This window comes from Mesorhizobium sp. ORM8.1 (genome assembly GCF_053005525.2).
This window is the reverse complement of sequence record NZ_CM132600.1, coordinates 5,275,816-5,296,263: the sequence shown is the minus strand read 5'-3', so window position 1 is coordinate 5,296,263 and position 20,448 is coordinate 5,275,816. Positions and strand designations below refer to the sequence as shown.

Here is a 20,448-nt window from a genome sequence, read left to right as displayed (position 1 = left end):
ACCCGCTCCGCCAACAGCGGTGTTTTCATCCGGCAGTGAAGGTCCACAGGAAACAGCGGCACAAATCGCGAGGCGGCCGCCGGCTCAAACCATCGCGCTCAGCGCATCGAGGAAGGCCACGATATCGCCGTCGAGCTTGTCGTCCACCGGCTCGGGCTGCGACGACATCTTGGAGATCACCACTTCGGTCTTCGGATTGACGTAGAGCCATTGGCCATGGATGCCGATGCCGCAGAAGGCGCCGCTGTCGTGCCCGGTCTGGTACCATTTGTTGCGGTAGCGCCCCTTCGGGAACAGGAACACCATGGTGCCGCGCTGCCAGGCCTCGTGGCTGCCGCCGGTGGCGATCGTGTCGCGCACCCAGGCTTCCGGCAGGATGCGGCGGCCATCGACTATCCCGCCCTGCCGCATCATCTCGCCGATGCGGGCAAGATCACGCGGCGTCATCGACATGCCGCCGGCGGTGCGCGCCGTGCCTTCCATATCAACGGTCAGAGACATCTCGCTGGCCGCACCCAACGGTAGCCAGAGTTTCTCGCTGAGCAACTCGCTGACCCGTTTGCCGGAGGCGCACTCGACCAGGATGCCCAGCATGTCCGAATTGGGCGAGCGATAGCGGTAGGTCTGGCCATGCGGCTCGGCGAGACGCTGGATCGTCATGAGGAATGCCGTGAGCGTTTCCGAGCCGCCGCCCGGGTTCCACAGCGTCGAGCGGCGATAGCGGGCAAAAGCGCTTTCAGGATCGAGATAGGCCTCCTCGAAATCGAGGCTGACGGTCATGTCGAGCACATGGCGCACGCTGGCATCGCCATAGGCCGAACCCTTGGCTTCCGGGATGTAGTGCATCACCGGTGCTTGCGGGTCGAACACCCCCTCGCCTTCCAGAATGCCGGCCAGGATTGCCGTGACGGATTTGCTGATCGAGAAGATGATGTGGCGGGCGCCGAACGCCATGTGCGGCGCCGACCAGTCGCCAACCGGCTTGCCGGCTTTCAGCACCGTCAGCGCGTCGGTGTCGGATCGCTTGAGGAAGGCCTCGACGGTTTCCGGGCCATTGGCGAAGGTCAGCTTCTCGCCGAGCAGGCCGCCAAGCGGTTTCGCCGGCTCCTCGCCGCCGGACGCGGCGGCGATGTGCGCTCGGCACCAACTCACCGACATTCTGGAACGCCCATCGGTTGAACGGCGTCTGCCGCCAGGTTTCGAGCCGCACATCCTTGCGGGCAAAGCCATATTTGGTTTCGAACGCGGTCTTGCCGGTCACGATAGTCTCTCCGATATCTCGATGAGGTCAAGCCAGCGCGGCGGCGATGGCGTGCACGGCCTTCAGCGTCGCCACCGAATAGGCCGAGTTGAGGAAATCCGGATAGGTCGAGAGCTTGACCACGACCATCCGGTGTTCCCAGCTGATGTGGATCATCTGGCCGAACACGCCTCGGCACATCAGCGAGCGCGAGCGCGCATCCTCGATCCAGAACTGGTTGCGATAGCTGCCGTCCGGCAGGCTGGGATTGAAATTCGGCGTGTGCTTGCCGGTGCGCGTCGCCTCGATCCAGTCGGCGGGGATGACGCCGCCGCCATTGTCGAGGATCAATTGGCCGAAGCGACCATAGTCGCGCAGCGTCGCGTTGAAGCCGCCATCGGCCAGCGCATAGCCGGCGCTGTCGACGGTGAAGCAGGCGCTCTCGTCGGCGCCGAGTTTCTGCCAGAGCTCTTCCGAGACGAGCTGCGCCAGCCGCTTGCCGCTCACACGCTCCATGATGAAGGCGAGCACATCGGTCTCGATCGAGCGGTATTCGAAGGCCGCGCCATGCGGGCGCACCTTGTCCTTCAGCCGCAGGATCAGCTCGAACAGATGCGACGGCCACGGGAAATCCGGATCGCTGCCCGGCGGGATCGGCTTCCAGCCGGTGGCGACATCGACCTGGCCAATCTCGGAGTAGCGGTCGGTGTATTCTTCCGAGAAGCGCACGCCGGTCGTCATGTCGAGCGCGTGCTGCACGGTGGCGCCGGCCCAGCCGGTTTCGCCGAGTTCGGGAAGATAATCCGTCACCAGCCTGGCCGGATCGATCAGGCCGCGCCCGACCAGAATGCCGCACACCGACCCGGTGACCGATTTCGCCATCGACTGCGACAGATGCAGCGTGCGCTCGTCCATGCCGTTGAAGTAGCGCTCATAGGCAATTCTGCCGTCCTTGAGCACCAGGAAGCCATCGGCATAAGTCTCGTCGAGCAAGCCGGCGAGCGTCGTCGCCCCACCCTTGCTGTCCACCACCGGCAGACCGTCAAGATCGACCTCCGCGCGTTCGAGACGATGACGATGGCCGTTGCCGCGCCAGACTTCGACCGTCGGCAGGAACTCGCGGATATGCTGGAAGGCCCAGCGGTTCCACGGCGGCCGGTCCCAATCGAGCTTCGGCGGCACAAGCTTCGGCGGCGAGCCCTGCATGATCGGCGGGCGCGGCTCGGAATTGCGATAGGACGTCAAGGCTTCCTCCCGAATGCATGCCGTGGCCATTTAAAAACGACATGCACAGAACGAACACGAAGGGGAGGCCGGAGCCTCCCCTCCCTTCATGCGTTCCCGCGGATTTACTTGCGCAGGTTGGTCCAGATCTTGTTGTAGATCTCCACCACATCCGGCGGGCATGGCGGCACGAATTCCGGCGTCGGCGAACCGGCTGGCGGATTGATTTCCGGCGAGTTGGCGAAATCAGCCGACAGGAATTTATGGCTGCCGGCAATGCCGTTGTCGTAGCCGGCAAACTCCGAGATCAGCGCGGCGTTTTCCGGTGCCATCAGGAAGTCCTGGAACAGCTTGGCATTGTCAAGGTTCTTGGCGCCTTTGAGCACCGCGACATTGTCCATCCAGCCCTCGATGCCTTCCTTCGGATAGGCGTATTTGATCGCCGGGATTTTCTGCCGCGAACGGTAGGTCGCTCCGTTCCACTGTTCGGTCACGATCACGTCGCCGGAGGTGATCTTGGTGATGGTGTCGTAGCTGAACGTCTTCCACGACGGCTTGGCGGCCATCAGGATGTCGTTGACCTTCTTCAGATTGGCCTTGTCGGCGCCGCAGCGCGGCACGCCGGCATAACGCTCGGCCGCATGCATGACGGTGTTGACGTCGTCGAGCACGTTGATCTGGCCCTTCAGTTCATCCGGCGGGTTGAACAGGATGGCCAACGTGTCGATGTCGCCCTTGAACTTGTCGGTGTTGACGGCGAATGTCGTGGTGCCGAACTGCCACGGCACGGTGTAGTGGCGGCCCGGATCCCAGTAGATGTTGAGGAAGCGCGGATCGATATTCTTGCCGTTCGGCATCGCATTGGGCTCGGTCTTTTCGAGCAGGCCCTCATCGATCATGATCTTCACGGTGTAGTCGGACGGCACCACGATGTCGTAGCCGGAATTGCCGGCGCGCACCTTGGACAGCATCGTTTCGTTGGAATCGTAGTCGTCCAGCGTCACCTTGATGTTGTACTGCTTTTGGAACTTATCGATCAGCTTTGGATTGGTGTAGTCACCCCAATTGTAGATGTGCAGTTCACCGTCGGCGAGTGCCGGAACGGCCCATAGCAGCACGGCCGTCGAAACGGCCGCCATCAGTTTTTCTCTAGACATTTTATGTTTCTCCTTGCCTTCCCATTGTTGTGTCTTGGAGCTCATTTGGCGCGTCGGCGCGCAATCAGGAACGAGACCGAGACGAACAGGATCGACACCATGAGCAGGATGGTGGAGATCGCGTTGATCTCCGGTGTCATCGGTCGCCGGATCTGGTTCCAGATATACAGCGGCAGCGTCGTCTGGCCGGGGCCGGCGACGAGCTGCGTGATGGTGAAATCGTCGAAAGAGACGATGAAGGCGAGCGCCGCGCCCGACATGATGCCGGGCACCAGCAGCGGCAGGGTGATGCGCCGGAACGCGTTCCACGGCGTCGCGTAGAGATCGGCCGCGGCATATTCCAGCGTCAGGTCCATATCCTCCAGCCGCGCCCGGATCGGCATATAGGCAAAGGGGATGCAGAACACGGTGTGGGCAAGGATCAGATTGCCGATGCCGAAATTCAGCCCGAACGTGCCGGCGATCAGCGCGAAGAAGGACAGTGTCGCCACCGCCGTGATGATCTCCGGCACCATCAGCGGCAGGTTGATGACCATGAAGGCCGCGGCGAGCCCGCGCCACGGCTTGACCCGCGTCATGCCGATCGCGGCAAGCGTGGCGCAGATGGTCGAGACGATCGTCGCCGTCACCGAGATGATCATCGTGTTCTTGGCGGCGCTGTGGAACTCTTCGTTGAGCAGCGCAGTGCCGTACCAGCCGAGCGTGACGCCTTCCCAATGCGTGACCAGCGAACCGCTGTTCAGCGAGAAGATCATCAGGATCAGCACCGGCACGTAGAGCACCAGCAAGCAGATGATGGCGATGGTGCGAAAGCCGGGCTGGTCCTTGATGTCCATGATGCGAGGCTCAGCCATGCTGCACCTTGCCCGACGTGTTACGGACATAGAAGTAGAGCGCGACCAGCACCGCGGCCATCAGGATCAGCGCCTGCGCACAGCCCAACGGCCAATTGCGCCCCGAGCCGAACTGCTGCGCGATCAGGTCGCCGATCATCAGGTGGATGCCGCCGCCCAGGATCAGCGGCGTCACATAGGCGCCCAGCGCCGGGATGAAGACCAGCAGGCAGCCGGCGATGATGCCAGGCTTCGACAGCGGAATGATCACCCGCCACAGCACCTGGCGGCGCGTCGCATAGAGATCATAGCCCGCTTCGATCAGCCGGAAATCCAGCTTCTCCAGGCTCGAATAAAGCGGCAGCACCATGAACGGCAGGAAGGCATAGAGCAGGCCGAGCTGGATGGCGAAATTGGTGTAGAGCATGGTGATCGGCTTATCGATCACGCCAAGCCCGATCAGCGCGTTGTTGATCAGGCCTTCGTCGCGGATGATGAACATGATCGCCAGCGTGCGCACCAGAAGGTTCGACCAGAACGGGATGGTGATCATAAGCACCCACCAATTGCGCTGCGCCGGCGGCCGTGTCGCCATGAAATAGGCGGTCGGGAAGCCGAGCAGCAGGCAGATGACCGTCGTCACCACCGCAAACAGGAACGAGCGCAGATAGATGATCAGGAAGTCGGGCGTGAACTGCAGCGTGTCGTCGAAAATGTCGCGCTGGAACAGGAAGTTCAGATAGGCGTCGGCCGAGAAGTGCCATTGCACGCCGCCATAGGGCGCGGCGACAAGGAACGAATAGACGCAGATGATGAGGAGCGGCAGCACGCCGAAGATGCCGATGATGACCAGCGCCGGCAGCGACAACAGCCGGTTGCGCCGCGCGCCGGTCTTGGCCGCCTGAGCCTCGAACAATGCGGCCTTGGAAATCGTGGTTGGGGAGAGGGTTGCTGTCGCCATCAGTCTTTCAGGACGCGGGCGGCGTCCTCCTCGAACTGGATGCCGACCTTGGCGCCGGTCTGATAAGTCACCGCGCTCGAGCGGCTGTTTTGATGGCGCACGATGAAATCCTCGCCGCCGCCGTCGAGCTTGACGTGGTAGTGCGTGTCGGTGCCGAAATAGACGATGTTGGATAGCGTGCCGGCGATCGTGCCCTTGCTCGGATCGGGCACGAGATCGGCATGTTCGGGGCGCATCACCACAGTGACCTCACCCGACGGATCGAACCCCTCCGGATAACCGGCATTGATCGTTGCATCGCCGCCAAGTTTGACGGTCGCAACACCCGGTTTCTTCGACACCACCGTGCCCGGCAGGAAATTGGTCTCGCCGATGAAGTCGGCGACGAAACGCTCGGCCGGCCGGTCGTAGATGTCGCGCGGTGAGCCGACCTGCAGGATCTTGCCGGCCGACATCACCGCGATGCGGTCCGACATGGTCAGCGCTTCTTCCTGGTCGTGGGTGACGAAGATGAAGGTGATGCCGGTCTCGTGCTGCAGGCGTTTGAGCTCGATCTGCATTTCCTTGCGCAGCTTGTAGTCGAGCGCCGATAAAGGCTCGTCGAGCAGAAGCACCTTGGGCTGCGGCGCCAGCGCCCGGGCAAGCGCCACGCGCTGCTGCTGGCCGCCGGAGATCTGGCTGGTGCGGCGGGCCTTGAGCGCCTCCATCTTGACCAGCTTCAGCATCTGGGCGACGCGCGCCTCGATCTCCGCCTTCGGCTTGCCCAGCATCTCCAGCCCGAAGCCGATGTTCTGCGCCACCGTCATGTGCGGGAACAGCGCGTAGCTCTGGAAGACCGTGTTGACCGGGCGTTTGAAGGGCGGCAGCGGCGCGATATCCTGGCCGTGCAGCAGGATTTCGCCGGCGGTCGGGAAATCGAAGCCGGCAATCAACCTGAGAAGCGTCGTCTTCCCGCATCCGGAGGGGCCGAGCAGCGTGAAAAACTCATTCTCCCGGATCGACACCGACACCGTGTCGAGGGCGGCTACCTGGCTTTCGCCCGTTCCAAAAACCTTACGTACGCCGCGAACTTCGATCGCGTTCTTACCCGGTTGTTCCGGCACGATTACCCCATTGAGAAAGCCTGCTCTTGGCGGCAGGTGTGTTCCTGTTTGATTGTCACCACAAGCCAACCGGCTTGGCAACTGCGGAGCTGTATTAGCTTGACTTGAAAAGCAATTCCCATGCCATCGTCAGGCCTGATAGGTAACCTTTCCGCCACAGATGGTGGTCACCGGGCGCACCGTATGCAGTGCTTCCGGCGCCGTCGCCTCGATATCAGCCGACAAAACGACGATGTCGGCGAGGTACCCGGTCTTCAGGCGACCTTTGCGATGCTCCATGAATTCCGCATAGGCGCCCTCGACCGTATAGCCCTCGATCGCTTCCTGCAGCGAAAAGCTGTGGTCCGGCATGCCTTCTGCCCAAGGTTTGCGCATGACTGCCGCCTGGATGCTCAGGATCGGATCAACCGGCGAAACCGGCCAGTCGGAGGCAAACACCACCCGTGCGCCGGCATTTTTCAGCGTGCGCCAGGCATAGCTCAGTGGCCATTTCTCGCGGCCAATGCGCGAGAGCGTCGGCTCCAGTGGGAAGTTCAAAGCCCCCGGCGGATGCGCCGGCTGCATGGAGGCCAGCACGCCGAGCTCGGCGAAGCGCGGCACGTCGGACGGCGTGGTCACTTCTATGTGTTCGACGCGGTGGCGGCTGTCGCGCCTGCCATTCTTCTTCAGCGCCGCCTGGTAACCGTCGAGCACTGCCCGCACCGCGCCATCGCCGATCGAATGCACGGCGATCTGCAGGCCGCGCCGGTCGGCCTCGACCGCCACTTCGGCAAAATGCTCCGGCGAGAACAGCGGCTCGCCGCGCCAGCCCGGGCGGTCGGCATAGTCGTCGACCATCACCGCCGTCCAGGAATCCAGCACGCCGTCATAAAAGACCTTGACCAGTCCCGACGACAGAAACTCGGAATTGTAGCTCGCCGCCATGTGCGAGGCTTTTTCCAGCATGTCCAGCTTCATGAAATTCTTGAAGTGGAACGGGATCTTGGTGCGGCAGAGAAGCCTTCCCTCTTTCTCGAGCCCGGCCAGCAACTCGAGCTGGTAGAGGTTGCCGTCCATGTTCTGGATCGAGGTGATGCCGTGTTTGGCGCACCATTGCAGCCCGCGATGCATAAGGTCGCGGTCAGCCGCAAGCTCGGCCGCTGACGGATAGGGATCGGGCTCCGCGCCTTCGAGGCCGAGCCGCGTCCGGTTTGCGCCGAAATGGTCAAGGACGGGACCGAAGGCCTCGCCTTCGCGCAATTCGCCGGCCGCAAGCCCATCCGCGCCCATGACGATCTCGTTGCCTGGCCCGACCTGCCTGCCATGCAGCAGGCCGGCTTCCTCCAGCGCCTTGGTGTTCGCCCACATCGTGTGGTGGTCGGACGCCGACATGGCGAACGGCCGGTCGGGGATGATGCGGTCGAGATGGTGGCGCGTCACCGGCTCCGGCAGGATTGCGTAGTCGACGCCGGCGCCGATCAGCAACCTGGCGTCCGGACGGTTGGCGGCGAAACCCTGGATCGCGTCGCGCAGCGCGTCGAAACCATGCACGCCGGCCAGATGCAGATTGTCGAGCTCGGCCGCGCCACCGAAGAGATGCATATGCGCTTCGATGAAACCCGGCAGGACAGAGCCGCCCTGGGCATCGATCACACGCGTGCCCGGACCTTTGTAATCGCGCACGCTGTCGCGATCTGCGATCGCAATTATCTGGTCGCCCTTGATGGCGATCGCCTGGGCGCGAGGGGTATCCGGATCAATCGTCAATATGCTGGCGTTCTCGACGATCAGATCGGCCGTTAGCGGCATCATTTTCTCCCATTTGCGCCTAGGCTAGCAGAGTATTGGCGTCTGGCAAGCCGTCCCATGCTGGCCCCAGACAACAATTTGCGATGCCTCTTGGCGCAACCGAAAACCTCTGCCACAAAGCTGTTTGACACCTGCAGAGACGCAAACTCGAAGAGCGAGCCAACTCCCAAAATGAAAACAGTTTTCTCTCCTCTCCACGCCGGTCACTCTGGGCAGATGGAACTGATCACCGCGGCGATCGTGCCGGGTTTCGAGAAGCCGTCGCGAGCCGAATTCATCAGGGCGCGGGTGGAAAGCGAGAAGCTCGGGCCGATCATCGCGCCGGTCGAGCACGACGTCGCTGCGGCCAAGCGCGTGCATGAAGCTCACTACATCGACTTCCTGCCGACGGTGTGGCCGCAATGGGTCGCTGCTGGCTTCAAGGGTTCGGCCATGGGCTTCACCTGGCCGACGCGCGGCCTGCGCGGCGACGTGCCGCCGAAGCGTGTCGATGCCCTGCTCGGCTATTATTCCTTCGATGCCGGCGCCACCTTCGTCGAAGGCACGTGGGCGGCGATCAAGTCGTCCTATGACGTCGCGCTGACCGGTGCTGCCCTGGTCAAGGGCGGCGAGCGCAGCGCCTTCGCGCTTTGCCGCCCGCCCGGCCACCATGCGGGCGCCGCCTTCATGGGCGGCTACTGCTTCATCAACAACGCCGCCGTCGTCGCGCAATGGTTCCGCGACCAGGGCGCCAAACGCGTCTCGATCCTCGATGTCGACTACCATCACGGCAACGGCACGCAGGAGATCTTCTATCGCCGCGGCGACGTCCAGGTGCTCAATCTGCATGGCGACCCGATGGTCGAATACCCCTTCTTCCTCGGCCATGCCGATGAGCGAGGCGAAGGTGAAGGCGAAGGCTTCAATATCAATTATCCGATGCCGTTCGGCACCAATTGGGATGCCTGGAATGCCTCGCTCGAAGACGCCTGCGACAGACTTGCCGCTTACGCGCCCGACGTCGTCGTGGTGTCGCTTGGCGTCGACACCTTCGAGAAGGACCCGATCAGCCAGTTCAAGCTGAAGAGCGAGGACTATCCGAAGATCGGCGGCCGCATCGCCAAGCTTGGGCTGCCGACTTTGTTCGTCATGGAAGGCGGCTACGCCGTTGAAGAGATCGGCATCAACGCCGTCGGTGTGCTGACCGGTTTCGAGGGGCGCTGAGGCGCCGAAACGCCCAAGAAAGAGCGCCGCCCGACCGCTCAAAGGACGCATTTTCCGATGATCCCGCCCCGGGATCATCGGCTTAACTCAGGCCGGACATCATCTTCAAATAACGCCAGGAACGGCAACTGAGTCGCAAAGCGAGTCCGCCAGATTCGATTTTGTCAAATCGCGTTTGATGTCGGATTCATCTGCGGGTAGATTAGACCCGAATCAGCCGGTCCTCGGGGGGCACGGCGACCACCCAGAGTCTCAAGTTCCGGCATTTGGCCGGTGCCAGACGCGGACGGCTTCGCGTTCCCTGAATGGATTCGGCGATCCGCGCGACCTCGCGCTGTGCGTGTGCTTCGTAAACGTGATGCGTATTCAAGCTCGGCCGCTGGCGACGTCAGCATCCGGGCTCAAGAAAAGATTCCGGCCATGACATACAACCAAAGCATCCAATGAGCAGCTCCGCCGCGCTCCTGCAATCAGACATTTTGGGCGCCCGCCTGACGTCGCGCGGCGATCTCACCACTTTCTTCATGCAGCTTGCCGCCGATATCGGCGCCGACAACTATATGCTGGTCGCCATCGTGCATGACCAGGACCGCAACGATGCCCGCATCGTGTCCTCGAACTGGATCTTCGACGGCATCGAGTTGATCGGCAAAAGGCTGATCGCCAGTTTGGCGCTGGGTCCCCTGACGACAGCCCCCGGCGTTCGCCCCACGCCCTTGGTGACGGCGCACGCGCCTGACGCCGGCGCGCTGCTGACCGGCGAAGAGGCCCGCCTGCTCGACGTGCTCGGCCATGCCGAGATTTATTCCCTGCGGCTGAATGTCGGCCGCCAGCGCTTGTTCGTGTTGTTTTCCGCCAACGAGCCGGACAAGATCGAGCTGACCGCCTTGATGAAGGCGCAGCTCAAATGCTGCTACGCCCTTTCCAGCATTCCGCAGCTGATCGCGGCGGCGTCCATGCAGGATCCGTTGTCGGACCGGGAGCGGCAATGCCTGTTCTGGGTTTCGGAAGGCAAGACCACCGATGAGGTGGCCGTCATCCTTGGCGTCTCGTCCAACACCGTCAACAGCTACATCACGCACGCCATCCAGAAGTTCGCGGCCAGCAACCGCGCGATGGCGATCGCAACGGCGATCAGGAGCGGCATCATTTGAAGCATGCACAGATAAGAGAGGCGGCGGCCGCCCTTTTCAACGATCAGCGCAATCCGTTCGGCGCTTTCTCGCTCGGCTCGGAGACGCATCACGCCGCCACGATTCCGGATGCCGTGCGCCGTTGCCGCTGGATCGCCGTCGACATCAACGCCTCGGCGTTTGGCCTCTATTTCGTCAGCCCTTCGCCGGAACGCGCGCGTCTCGTCGCCGGTTTCGATTCCGACTATCCCGGCACCGCCGTCGCGACCAAATTCATCTCCGGCGCCAATGGCGAGGATATGGTGCGTCACGCCAGCATTTCGACGGCGCCGCGCTGGTGGGCCGACGACGGCGTTCCCGGTTCCAGGCAGGCCTTTCAGTCACTCGCCTGGGCCGAACCGACCGCGCCGCTGGCGCCCGGCACCAATGGCATCGCCTTTCCGGTGCATGCCGATCGCGGCCAATGCGGACTGGTCGTTTTCCTGGGCTCGGAAATCACGCTTTCGGACGAAATGCTCTGCGAAATCCACGCCCGTTGCTTTGCGCTGTTCGCGGCGGTCGCGCGCATCCGCCCCGGCGACAACACCGGCCGGACACGCTCGATCTCTAAGCGCGAGCTCGAATGCCTGAAGCTGACCGCGAACGGCAACACCAGCGAGGAGATCGCCAAGCTCCTCAAGCTCTCGGTGCACACCGCCAACCAGTACCTGACCCAGTCGACGCAGAAGCTCAACGCCACCAACCGCAACCAGGCGGTGGCCAAGGCGTTGCGGCTCGGCCTGATCGAATAATCGAACGCTCCGAAAAGCACCCTCAGGAAAAGGCGAGTGGCTCAGGCTTGCGGATACGGGCCTCGTCGATCGCATCCTTGAGCAAGGCGGTGTTGTGCTCGGGCGTCTCGCCAGGCTTCTCGAACGACACGTAGTTGACCACAACGGATGTGCCCAGGCCGGTCAACGTCAGTTGGAAATAGATATTGACGCCGCGCGGCCGAAGCTCGAGATCGAGCACGATACGCGGGCTGCCACCCCAGTCGACATGCGCTTCCCCGCCATGGCCGAGCCGCAGCGTGCCGGGATGAAAGTAAAGTTCGGCGGCCGAATCCACCAGGTCCGACAGGCAGGCGATATGCTCCAGCCGGATAAAGGCGATGTAGTCGGCCACCTCTATCAGTCTGAGTTCGCCCACCACCGGCTCGATGGCCTCGCCGACGATCAGCTCACGGGAATTAGCGTGTGGTTGCCGGTCCATGGATTATAAGCCGCGTCCGTTCATTGAGTTACTTTGCGCCCGGTCTTCTTCGAGTAGACGATCCGCACCAGCTCGGCGACCGCCTGGTAAAATTGCGACGGGATCACGCTATCAACCGAAACTTGCTTGTACATGGAGCGTGCAAGCGCCACGTCCTCGAAGATCGGGATGTTATTCTCCCTGGCGATCTCGCGGATCTTGAGAGCGACAAGGTCCTGGCCCTTGGCGAGCACCACCGGAGCGGAGTCCTCCTCGCGCACATATTTCAGCGCGATCGAATAGTGCGTCGGGTTGGCGATGATCAGCGTAGCGCGCGGCACCGCCGTCATCATGCGTTTGCGCGCCCGGTCGCGCGCCAGCGAGCGCAGCCGCGACTTGACGATCGGATCGCCTTCCGACTGCTTCATCTCGTCCTTGACTTCCTGCTTGCTCATGCGCAGGTCGCTGCGCCAGTGGAAGCGCGACCAGACGATGTCGATCACCGCGATCAGCCCCATGACGAAGACGATCGCCACCAGTATGTCGACAAAGATGCCGCGGATGACCATGCCGAAGGCCATCGGATTGGTGATCATGCCGGCGAGCAGCTTGCGATGGTCCTGTGACAGCGTGAAGGTCAGCACCGCGATGGCGAAGCCGAGCTTGGCCAGCGACTTCAGGAACTCGACCCAGCCCTGTACGCCGAACAGCCGGCTCCAGCCCTTGGCGATCGAAATGCGCGACAGCTGCGGCCTGATGCGCTCGCCGACGATCTGCGGCATGTTCTGGAACACCGAGGCGCCGACGCCCGCCACCACCAGAAGCACCAGCAGGCTGAGGACAGCGCTGCCGATTTCGGTCATCACCTGTTTGTAGAGCGAGATGACGTCGGTCTCGGTCTCCATCGGCCAGGCCTCGGGTTTCTCCAGAAATGACGACAGGAACACGCCGAGATCGACGATGGTGTCCTTGGCGTAGAAGACGGTGAAGACCAGGATGGCGAGGAAGGATGCAAAGAGTGCGGTCTCACGCGAAAGCGGCAGCTTGCCCTGTTCGATCGTGTCGCGGATTTTCTTTTCTGTGGGTTCCTCGGTTTTGGAATCCTTGTCGACCGCGTCAGCCATGGTGCCCTGACCGTCTTTCTATCGTCAGGCGGCTTCGGCGGCGAGCGTCTGCGTCGAAGGCAGATCGAACGCCCCTTCGCGCGACAGCCGGATAGTCGCGACCGATATCGTCTTGCGGGCTGCCATGATGTCGGCCAGCGCGATGCCTTCCGACCCTTGCCCCAGTTCGGATTCGATCATGCGGCGCGAACGTGCGCCGATCGCCGACAGCACCGCTTCGGCAAGCTCCGGCGGCGCGCCGCGCAACGACAGCGTGACCAGCTCGGTCGACAGTCCGTCGAACAGGAGCACCCTGGCCTTCTGCGGCAGCAGCGGCAGATCGTCGAAGGCGAACAGCCGAGACTTGACGCCGGCGAGATCGGGTGTGCCGGCGTCCTCCAGATCCTGCATGAGCTCGTCGAGTTCGGGCTTGGCCATTTCGTTGAGCATGCTGGCGACCCGCTCCTGGCCGGCCGAAGTGTCCTTGGTCGCTTTTTGCGACAATACGCTTGCGCGCAGCTGGTTCTCGACGATCCTGGCCGCGGCATCCGGGATGTTGGCCATCGTGACCATGCGCTTGATGATCTGGCCGCGCATCGACTTGTCCATGGTGAGCAAGACATTCGCGGCCGTCTGCGGCGCGAGTTTCGACAGCACCATGGCCGACGTCTGCGGATGCTCGCCGGCAAGGAAGGCGCCGAGCCGCGAGGGCTCAAGCTTTTCGAGGTCCGGCCAGATCGGCGGCGGCCCTTCCTGGACCGGCTCGAACTTCCTGTCGCCCATGATGGCGCTCATTTCCTCGGGCGAGAGCGACTCGTTGAGGATCGTATCCATCCGGTCGGCCGAATCGAGCAGGCCGGCGCCCTCGGTGAACTCGGCCTCGAATTCGGCGACGATGCGCTCCAGGTCTGCCTGTGGGATCGTGCGCAACAGACGAGCGCCCTCGATCAGCGCCTTCAACTCATCCTGCTTGAAGAATTTGAGCAGGCGGCTCGCGGCGGGCTTGCCCATCGCCACCAGTATGGCGGCCGCCTTTTGCGGACGTGTCAGCGCCAAAGCTGTCGTCATGCGTGTTGCCCTCGCTGCCGATTGGTCCGCCCGCTCATCACCTTCAGGCGCTCTTCGTCGCCGCGATGATTTCGGTCAGCCTGATGCCGAAGCGCGTCGGGTCGCTCTCCAGCACCGTGATCTCGCCGCGTGCGATTTTGCGGCCGTTGACCACGACATCGACCGGTTCGCCGATACGGCGATTGAGCGCGACTGTCGAACCCTTCTGCAGCGCCATCAAGTCCGAGACCGGCATCTCCGTGCTGCCAAGGATGATCTGCACGTCGACCGGGATGGTCATGATGATCGAGGAATTGGCGCCCAGGGCGACATCGGGGCGGCTCTCCTCTTCCCGCAGCACACCGCGCAATTCCTCGATGGCGCGATCGAGCTGTTCTTCGGGCTGATCAGGTTCGGCTTCCACCTTGGTCTTTGCCATTTGTCGTCTCCATAAATCCCGGACCTGGCGTCAGCCTGGTATCAGTCCGTCGATGAAATCCTGCCCGGCATCATGAGGGTGGCTGATGCGGACGGTGTAATTCTGCCCGAGCTTGCCGAACTCGCAAACGAACAGGGTCTTGTCGCGCGCGCTGAGCCTGGCGTTGATCTGGGCGTTTTCCTCGAATTCGATGATCTGGCCAGGTTGGAAACCCGCAAGCTCGCCCAGTGTCAGCCGGGCAAGCGGCATGGTGGCTTCAAGGCGCACGGTCGAGCGCATTACCTCTTCGGAAAAGCGGGCTCGCCAGTCGAATTCGGTGGTCTTGTCATCCTCGCCCTTATCGGCGACGGCGCCACGCGTGGACAGGAGAATTCGCTGCGGGATCATCACCGTGATCGTACCGCTGTCGGACGGTGTCGACACGCCGTAGACGATGCGCACCGCAGCGCCATCACGCAGCACACGCCGCCTCGCATCGCTGCCGGCCATTGCCTTCGGCACCGGCAGGCGCAGGTCGAGCGAGCGCTTGCCCGATCCGTTGAGCGCCGCTGCGACCTCCTGGAACACGCGGGTCGCGACATCGGCCTCGATCTGCGACAGGTCGCGTTCGATCGGCGAGACCGGCTGGTCGGGATCGCCGCCGAACAGCGCGCACACCATGACGGCAACGGCCTGCGCGTCCATGACCAGGGTCATGGCGTCGGCCGAGGCCGGCGATGCCACGATGCTCAGCGCAAAAGCCTCGCCGGCGTGCGATCGCGCATCGGGAACGCGGCCGACCTCCACCGTTTGCAGGTCGACCGTAACCGGCGCGCCAAGCTCGCCGGCAAGCGCCTTCTGTAAGAGCGGCAAAGCACGCTCGGCCATGCCGCGGCCGACGCCGATCACCTGCGCGGCCTCGCCGCTGTCGCCGACGAGGCGTTCGATGATCAAGGCCCGGGTCTGCGACGGATTACCCGGACTGGTCATGACGGCAAGCGGTCCAGTCTGTCTTTGCGCATGTCTTTGTCTTCACGCATGCTTACGCCGCCTTCTTCTCGGCGTTGCCGGTGTTCATCGTGCTCTGCTCGACGGCATCGATCGTCGGGCGCTCATAGGAGGAGATGGTCTTGCGGCCGAACTCGATCGCCACCTGCGGCAAGGCGCCGTTCATGTAGGCAAGCAGCGTCTGCTTGACGATGATGTAGAGCCGGTTCTTCTTTTCGCGCACCGTCTTGATCTTGGTCGCGACCGGGCCGACCACGGCATAGGACAGGAAAATGCCAAGGAAGGTTCCGACAAGGGCTGCGCCGATCAGGCCGCCGAGGATTTCGGGCGACTGGTCGAGCGCGCCCATCGCCTTCACCACGCCGAGCACGGCGGCGACGATGCCGAGCGCCGGCAGGCCGTCGCCGACCGCGACCATGGCGTGATAGGCCTTCATCTTGTCGGTGCGGATGGTCTGGATCTCTTCATCCATCAGCGCCTCGATCTCGTGCGAGCGGGCATTGCCGATAATGATGATGCGGCAGTAGTCGCAGATGAAGTTCATCAGATCGTGGTTCTTGAGCACGGTCGGAAAGGCCTGGAAGATGGCGGACTCTTCCGGATTGTCGATATGCGCCTCGACCTCGCTGCGCGACTTCGAGCGCAGCTCGCGCATCAGGCTATGCAGCACGCCCAGCGTCTCAAGATAATCGCGTTCCTTCGGCACGGCCTGCTTGAAGGCTTCAAGGATGCCCTTGCCGGTGTCCTTGACCGTCTTCATCGGGTTGGCGACGAGGAAGGTGCCGAGCGCGGCGCCGCAGATGACAACAGCTTCCCATGGCTGCATCAGCACGTGCAGATGGCCGCCCATGGCCATGAAGCCGCCGAGAACGCAGCCGAGCGTTACCACAAGTCCAATCAGAATACCCACGACAGGTCCTTCCGCATGTCACATCGTGGATCAGGGATAGTCCTCGTGCCTTGTGTGAGGCTTGAATCGAAACCGGCGGATGCGATTCAGTTTCGCGCAAGGAAGTAAGTTTATTGTGCCGGGATAGCTTCGGCCGGAGGCGTATCCTTGCTCAGTACCTATCTCAGCTACCAGTTGATCACCAAAGATATCAACAAATCGATCGACCGCGTCGAGCAACAGCCGACGGTCGATCGGGATACCCAATATTATCTGGCCAACATCGGTAAGGCGAAAACGATTGACGATTTCGTCAACAACGACCGCCTGTTCAAATACGCCATGAAGGCCTACGGGCTGGAGGACATGGACTACGCCAAGGCCTTCATGGTCAAGGCGCTCAAGGAAGGCGTTACCGACCCCGACAGTTTCGCCAACAAACTGACCGACAAACGTTACGCCGCCTTCGTCAGCGCCTTCAATTTCGCCGCGGATGGCGCGGATGCGACGGTTTATAATCCGGCGCAGCAGTTGGTCACGAAGAACTATGCCACGCAGGCCCAGATCGCCGGACTCGACCCGAATTCGGACTATGTGAAGGGCGAGACGACCTACTATCTCGCTAATATAACCAAGGTGAAATCGGTCGACGACCTGATGTCGAATGACCGCCTCTACACGTATGCGCTGGCTGCGTACGGCCTGGATTCAACGACCGAGGACAAGGACCTAATCAAGTCGGTCCTGCAAGGCGGCATCCGCGACCCCAACAGCGTCGCCAACAAGATGACCAACAAGGCCTATGCCGGGCTCGCCGTCGCCTTCAACTTCGAACAATATGGCGAGGCGGCCACCACCATCAATCCGGCGCAGCAGCCGACCGTCGACATGTATATGCGCCAGACCCTCGAGGAAGATGCCGGCAAGACCAATGAGGGCGTCCGGCTGGCGCTGTATTTTCAACGCAAGGCGCCCGACATCACCAGCTGGTACGATGTGCTGGCCGATACCGCGCTCGCCAGCGTGGTCCGTACCGCGCTCGGTCTGCCCGATTCCTTCGCCACGGCCGATATCGACAAGCAGGCGCAGCTGTTCGGGCAGAAGCTCGACATCACCGATTTCACCGACCCCGCCAAGCTCAGCAAATTCCTGACCCGTTTCACCAGCATGTATGAGATCAACCATCCGACCTCGACAGCCGTCTCGTCCGTCGCCGTGCTCTTCGCGCAACCGACCAGTGTCGGCATCTCCACCGACCTGATGATGGCCATGCAGCAGCTGAAGTTTTGAGAAGATCATGCAGGACAGTCTTTACGTCGCCCTTTCCTCGCAGATCGCGCTCGAGCGTCGCCTCGACACCATTGCCGACAACGTCGCCAATGCCTCGACCATCGGCTTTCGCGCCACCGGCGTGAAGTTCGAGGACGTTGTCTCCGGCACCGGGCAGAAATCGGTGTCCTTCGCCTCCTCCGGCAAGACCTATCTTTCCACCGCGCACGGCGCGATGACCCAGACCGGCAATCCCTTCGACTTCGCCATCCAGGGCGACGCCTGGTTCGCCATCGAGACGCCCGCCGGCACGGTGATGACACGCGACGGCCGTTTCTCCATGACCGAGAATGGCGAGTTGATGTCGATCGAGGGCTATCCGGTCCTCGACAGCGGCGGGGCGCCGATCCAGCTCGATCCGCGCAGTGGCCCGCCCAAGGCTGGCGCCGACGGCTCGCTCAGGCAGAACGGTCAGTTGGCCGGCGCCATCGGCCTCTATAATTTCGACCCCGGCGAGAATTTCGTCCGCTACGGCAATTCGGGCGTCGTCCCGGCGCGAACGCCCGAACCCGTCACCGATCGCTCCGACGTCGGTATCGCGCAGGGATTTCTCGAAGAGTCCAACGTCAACCCGGTGCTCGAAATGACCAAGCTGATCCAGGTGCAGCGAGCCTTCGAAAATACCGCGGCGCTGATGAAGAAGGCCGATTCCTCCACCGACGACGCGATCAAGACCCTCGGCTCGAAGTAACGGCATGGCGACCGGCTCGTCCCTGCTGCGCGCTTCCGAGGCTCCGGCGGACACCGGGCAGACGGACCGACTGGCCGCGCTCGAACGCGTCTGCCAGCGTTTCGTGGATCCGGAAATGCTGCTGTCGCGCGGCGGCCGGATCGTCGAGATATCGCCGACGCATTACAAGGTCCGCGGCCTGTCCGAGATTGCCAGGTTGGGCGATATCGTCGAGCAGCGCGGCAACACCGGCACCCGTCGCGGCGAGATCGTCAAGATCGGCAGCGATGAAGTGGTGGTCGCGCCGTTCGAGCGCAGCGCCGATGCCGGCATTGGCGACGCCGTCTTTCGCCGGGGTCCGCTTGCGGTGACGCCGCATGTCTCCTGGCGCGGACGCGCCATCGATGCCTTGACCCGCGCCATCGACGGTGGCCCGCCTTTGATCAGGCCGAATGCCGCCGACAGTGCCGCCACGGTCACGCCCGGCGCCATGTCGCGTCAGCGCGTCGACACCGGCTTCATGACCGGTGTGCGTGTCATCGACATTTTCACTCCGCTCTGCCTCGGCCAGCGGCTCGGCATCTTCGCCGGCTCCGGCGTCGGCAAGTCGACGCTGCTTGCCATGCTCGCCGGCGCCGAAGCCTTCGACACGGTGGTCGTCGCGCTGATCGGCGAGCGCGGCCGCGAGGTGCGTGAGTTCCTCGAGGATACGATCGGCGTCGAGAGCATGGCCAAGACCGTCGCCGTCGTCGCCACCAGCGACGAAAGCGCCATGATGCGCCGGCGCGCGCCCGACACCGCCATGCGCGTCGCCGAACATTTCCGCGACCAGGGCCACCGCGTGCTGCTGGTGCTCGATTCCATCACGCGCTTCGCGCATGCCTTGCGTGAGGTGGCGACCGGAACCGGCGAGCCGCCGGTGGCGCGCGGCTATCCGGCCTCGGTCTTCACCGATCTGCCGAAGCTGCTTGAACGAGCCGGGCCGGGCGCGGAAGGCCCGGGTGTCAAGGGCATGGGCTCGATCACCGCAATCATTTCCGTGCTGGTCGACGGCGACGATCACAACGATCCAGTCGCCGACTCGGTGCGCGGCATCCTCGACGGCCATGTCGTGCTCGATCGCGCGCTTGCAGAGCAGGGCCGCTATCCGCCAGTCAATCCGCTGTCGTCGATTTCGCGTCTGGCCGACAAGGCCTGGAGCGCGGAGCAGCGCATGCTGGTGACCAAGCTGAAGTCGATGATCGCGCGCTTCGAGGATACGCGCGACATCCGCCTGCTGGGTGCCTACCAAAGCGGCGCCGATGCCGAACTGGACATCGCGGTGCGCCAGGTGCCGCTGATCTACGAAGCGCTGACGCAGTCGCCGAGGGACCGTGCCTCCGCCGATCCTTTCGCCGATCTTGCCCGCCACCTCAAGGGGAAGCCGAATGGCGATCAAGGAAACTGAACTGCAGCAGACCGAGCGCTTGCTGCACGAGATGATCGCCGAAGCCAAGGCCGCTGAGGAGGCTGACGCCAGCCGGGATTCGCTCATGGACGGCCTGTTCCCGAAAGTGGAGTGGCCACAGCCGCCAAAAGCCCAGTTCCCGCGCCTGATCGACAAGAAAGCCGATCGGCGCAGTGATTTCGTCATCGCTGCGCTCGGCATCACGCTTGGCCTGATCTGCGCGCTGTTTCCCTGGTACATCTTCTTCAACCAGGAGCAGTTCGGCGTGCAGACCATCAAATTCGGCGGCAGCGGCAGCAATGACGGCCGTGTCGTCGGCGGCACTCAGATGGAAAATCCAGGCGCGACGGCGACCGCCAAGACCGTTCCCGATCTCGACCTGTTCGCCACCGGAACCTTGCCGGACGGACCAGAGGACCCCGACAAGACGCCCGGGCTCGACCAGCAGCCTTTCCCAGCCGCCACTTCGGACTTCAAGATGGTGCACGTCGCCAATGGCCGCGCCATGATCGAGGACGATACCGGGCTGTGGATCGTCCAGCGCGGCTCAGTACTGCCTGATTCCAGCCGCGTTGCCTCGATCGAGCAGCGTGGCGGTAAATGGGTGATCGTCACCAGCGCCGAGAAGGTTATCCAGCTTTCTAAGTAACACCTGCGGCGACATA

General features: G+C 62.9%; 19 protein-coding genes and 1 pseudogene. 7 read left to right on the top strand and 13 right to left on the bottom strand.

Going from position 1 to position 20,448, the window contains the following annotated elements; genetic code table 11:
- Window positions 1–84 precede the first annotated feature (84 nt).
- The 7 genes and pseudogenes from ACVDG8_RS26445 to ACVDG8_RS26415 all read right to left on the bottom strand — a co-directional run bounded on the left by ACVDG8_RS26445 (window position 85) and on the right by ACVDG8_RS26415 (window position 8,306).
- A pseudogene (locus ACVDG8_RS26445) lies at window positions 85–1,261 on the bottom strand (serine hydrolase domain-containing protein).
- A gap of 27 nt (window positions 1,262–1,288) precedes the next feature.
- Entirely contained in the window at window positions 1,289–2,485 is a 1,197-nt protein-coding gene (locus ACVDG8_RS26440; protein WP_447251069.1) for a serine hydrolase domain-containing protein, read from the bottom strand.
- A gap of 104 nt (window positions 2,486–2,589) precedes the next feature.
- Entirely contained in the window at window positions 2,590–3,621 is a 1,032-nt protein-coding gene (locus ACVDG8_RS26435; protein WP_455707275.1) for an extracellular solute-binding protein, read from the bottom strand.
- Between the two features lie 41 nt (window positions 3,622–3,662).
- On the bottom strand, window positions 3,663–4,475 hold the full coding sequence (locus ACVDG8_RS26430; protein WP_447251067.1) for an ABC transporter permease: 813 nt from the start codon (window positions 4,473–4,475) through the stop codon (window positions 3,663–3,665).
- Entirely contained in the window at window positions 4,468–5,415 is a 948-nt protein-coding gene (locus tag ACVDG8_RS26425) for an ABC transporter permease (RefSeq protein WP_447251066.1), read from the bottom strand. Before ACVDG8_RS26425 ends, ACVDG8_RS26430 begins: the two co-directional genes overlap by 8 nt.
- Window positions 5,415–6,518: an ABC transporter ATP-binding protein gene (locus tag ACVDG8_RS26420; protein WP_447251065.1), complete on the bottom strand. Its 1,104-nt coding sequence runs from the start codon at window positions 6,516–6,518 to the stop codon at window positions 5,415–5,417. The genes ACVDG8_RS26425 and ACVDG8_RS26420 overlap by 1 nt, the downstream gene beginning before the upstream one ends.
- Window positions 6,519–6,647: 129 nt before the next feature.
- A complete protein-coding gene (locus ACVDG8_RS26415; RefSeq protein WP_447257094.1) occupies window positions 6,648–8,306 on the bottom strand; it encodes an amidohydrolase in 1,659 nt (552 codons plus the stop codon).
- Window positions 8,307–8,477: 171 nt separating this feature from the next.
- Between ACVDG8_RS26415 and ACVDG8_RS26410 the strand changes: the two genes are divergently transcribed.
- The 3 genes from ACVDG8_RS26410 (at window position 8,478) to ACVDG8_RS26400 (ending at window position 11,433) form a co-directional block, all read left to right on the top strand.
- On the top strand, window positions 8,478–9,509 hold the full coding sequence (locus ACVDG8_RS26410; protein WP_447251064.1) for a histone deacetylase family protein: 1,032 nt from the start codon (window positions 8,478–8,480) through the stop codon (window positions 9,507–9,509).
- A gap of 443 nt (window positions 9,510–9,952) precedes the next feature.
- A complete protein-coding gene (locus tag ACVDG8_RS26405) occupies window positions 9,953–10,663 on the top strand; it encodes a helix-turn-helix transcriptional regulator (protein ID WP_447251063.1) in 711 nt (236 codons plus the stop codon).
- The gene (locus ACVDG8_RS26400) at window positions 10,660–11,433 is read left to right on the top strand and encodes a helix-turn-helix transcriptional regulator (protein WP_447251062.1); all 774 of its coding nucleotides are present in this window, start codon (window positions 10,660–10,662) and stop codon (window positions 11,431–11,433) included. Before ACVDG8_RS26405 ends, ACVDG8_RS26400 begins: the two co-directional genes overlap by 4 nt.
- A 22-nt stretch (window positions 11,434–11,455) precedes the next feature.
- Here the strand turns inward: ACVDG8_RS26400 and ACVDG8_RS26395 are convergent, their stop codons facing one another.
- The 6 genes from ACVDG8_RS26395 to motA are packed head-to-tail and all read right to left on the bottom strand — an operon-like array spanning window position 11,456 to window position 16,358.
- Window positions 11,456–11,893 carry a hypothetical protein gene (locus tag ACVDG8_RS26395; RefSeq protein ID WP_447251061.1) on the bottom strand — a complete coding sequence of 146 codons (438 nt, stop codon included), beginning with the start codon at window positions 11,891–11,893 and terminating at the stop codon, window positions 11,456–11,458.
- 20 nt (window positions 11,894–11,913) lie between these two features.
- A complete protein-coding gene (gene flhB, locus ACVDG8_RS26390) occupies window positions 11,914–12,996 on the bottom strand; it encodes a flagellar biosynthesis protein FlhB (RefSeq protein WP_447251060.1) in 1,083 nt (360 codons plus the stop codon).
- Window positions 12,997–13,020: 24 nt separating this feature from the next.
- Window positions 13,021–14,043, bottom strand: a complete 1,023-nt coding sequence (locus ACVDG8_RS26385) for a flagellar motor switch protein FliG (protein WP_447251059.1) — start codon at window positions 14,041–14,043, stop codon at window positions 13,021–13,023.
- 43 nt (window positions 14,044–14,086) lie between these two features.
- The gene (fliN, locus tag ACVDG8_RS26380; RefSeq protein ID WP_447251058.1) at window positions 14,087–14,461 is read right to left on the bottom strand and encodes a flagellar motor switch protein FliN; all 375 of its coding nucleotides are present in this window, start codon (window positions 14,459–14,461) and stop codon (window positions 14,087–14,089) included.
- Window positions 14,462–14,491: 30 nt separating this feature from the next.
- Window positions 14,492–15,430, bottom strand: a complete 939-nt coding sequence (locus tag ACVDG8_RS26375) for a FliM/FliN family flagellar motor switch protein (protein WP_447251057.1) — start codon at window positions 15,428–15,430, stop codon at window positions 14,492–14,494.
- A gap of 52 nt (window positions 15,431–15,482) precedes the next feature.
- Window positions 15,483–16,358: a flagellar motor stator protein MotA gene (motA, locus tag ACVDG8_RS26370; RefSeq protein WP_447251056.1), complete on the bottom strand. Its 876-nt coding sequence runs from the start codon at window positions 16,356–16,358 to the stop codon at window positions 15,483–15,485.
- Between the two features lie 147 nt (window positions 16,359–16,505).
- Here motA and ACVDG8_RS26365 point away from each other — a divergent pair, with 147 nt between their 5' ends.
- The 4 genes from ACVDG8_RS26365 to ACVDG8_RS26350 are packed head-to-tail and all read left to right on the top strand — an operon-like array spanning window position 16,506 to window position 20,432.
- On the top strand, window positions 16,506–17,627 hold the full coding sequence (locus ACVDG8_RS26365; protein ID WP_447251055.1) for a DUF1217 domain-containing protein: 1,122 nt from the start codon (window positions 16,506–16,508) through the stop codon (window positions 17,625–17,627).
- A 7-nt stretch (window positions 17,628–17,634) separates the two neighbouring features.
- Window positions 17,635–18,357, top strand: a complete 723-nt coding sequence (gene flgF / locus ACVDG8_RS26360) for a flagellar basal-body rod protein FlgF (protein WP_447251054.1) — start codon at window positions 17,635–17,637, stop codon at window positions 18,355–18,357.
- Window positions 18,358–18,361: 4 nt separating this feature from the next.
- Complete coding sequence (gene fliI / locus ACVDG8_RS26355; protein WP_447251053.1) at window positions 18,362–19,783, top strand: flagellar protein export ATPase FliI; 1,422 nt, start codon at window positions 18,362–18,364, stop codon at window positions 19,781–19,783.
- Window positions 19,764–20,432 carry a hypothetical protein gene (locus ACVDG8_RS26350; RefSeq protein ID WP_447251052.1) on the top strand — a complete coding sequence of 223 codons (669 nt, stop codon included), beginning with the start codon at window positions 19,764–19,766 and terminating at the stop codon, window positions 20,430–20,432. The genes fliI and ACVDG8_RS26350 overlap by 20 nt, the downstream gene beginning before the upstream one ends.
- Window positions 20,433–20,448: the final 16 nt, after the last annotated feature.

What these genes read in the sequence shown, in the direction of transcription:
- ACVDG8_RS26435 (WP_455707275.1), bottom strand. Translation starts at nt 3,621, where the DNA reads ATGTCTAGAGAAAAACTGATGGCGGCCGTTTCGACGGCCGTGCTGCTA.
- ACVDG8_RS26430 (WP_447251067.1), bottom strand. Translation starts at nt 4,475, where the DNA reads ATGGCTGAGCCTCGCATCATGGACATCAAGGACCAGCCCGGCTTTCGC.
- ACVDG8_RS26425 (WP_447251066.1), bottom strand. Translation starts at nt 5,415, where the DNA reads ATGGCGACAGCAACCCTCTCCCCAACCACGATTTCCAAGGCCGCATTG.
- ACVDG8_RS26415 (WP_447257094.1), bottom strand. Translation starts at nt 8,306, where the DNA reads ATGCCGCTAACGGCCGATCTGATCGTCGAGAACGCCAGCATATTGACG.
- ACVDG8_RS26410 (WP_447251064.1), top strand. Translation starts at nt 8,478, where the DNA reads ATGAAAACAGTTTTCTCTCCTCTCCACGCCGGTCACTCTGGGCAGATG.
- ACVDG8_RS26405 (WP_447251063.1), top strand. Translation starts at nt 9,953, where the DNA reads ATGAGCAGCTCCGCCGCGCTCCTGCAATCAGACATTTTGGGCGCCCGC.
- ACVDG8_RS26395 (WP_447251061.1), bottom strand. Translation starts at nt 11,893, where the DNA reads ATGGACCGGCAACCACACGCTAATTCCCGTGAGCTGATCGTCGGCGAG.
- flhB (WP_447251060.1), bottom strand. Translation starts at nt 12,996, where the DNA reads ATGGCTGACGCGGTCGACAAGGATTCCAAAACCGAGGAACCCACAGAA.
- ACVDG8_RS26385 (WP_447251059.1), bottom strand. Translation starts at nt 14,043, where the DNA reads ATGACGACAGCTTTGGCGCTGACACGTCCGCAAAAGGCGGCCGCCATA.
- fliN (WP_447251058.1), bottom strand. Translation starts at nt 14,461, where the DNA reads ATGGCAAAGACCAAGGTGGAAGCCGAACCTGATCAGCCCGAAGAACAG.
- ACVDG8_RS26375 (WP_447251057.1), bottom strand. Translation starts at nt 15,430, where the DNA reads ATGACCAGTCCGGGTAATCCGTCGCAGACCCGGGCCTTGATCATCGAA.
- flgF (WP_447251054.1), top strand. Translation starts at nt 17,635, where the DNA reads ATGCAGGACAGTCTTTACGTCGCCCTTTCCTCGCAGATCGCGCTCGAG.
- fliI (WP_447251053.1), top strand. Translation starts at nt 18,362, where the DNA reads ATGGCGACCGGCTCGTCCCTGCTGCGCGCTTCCGAGGCTCCGGCGGAC.
- ACVDG8_RS26350 (WP_447251052.1), top strand. Translation starts at nt 19,764, where the DNA reads ATGGCGATCAAGGAAACTGAACTGCAGCAGACCGAGCGCTTGCTGCAC.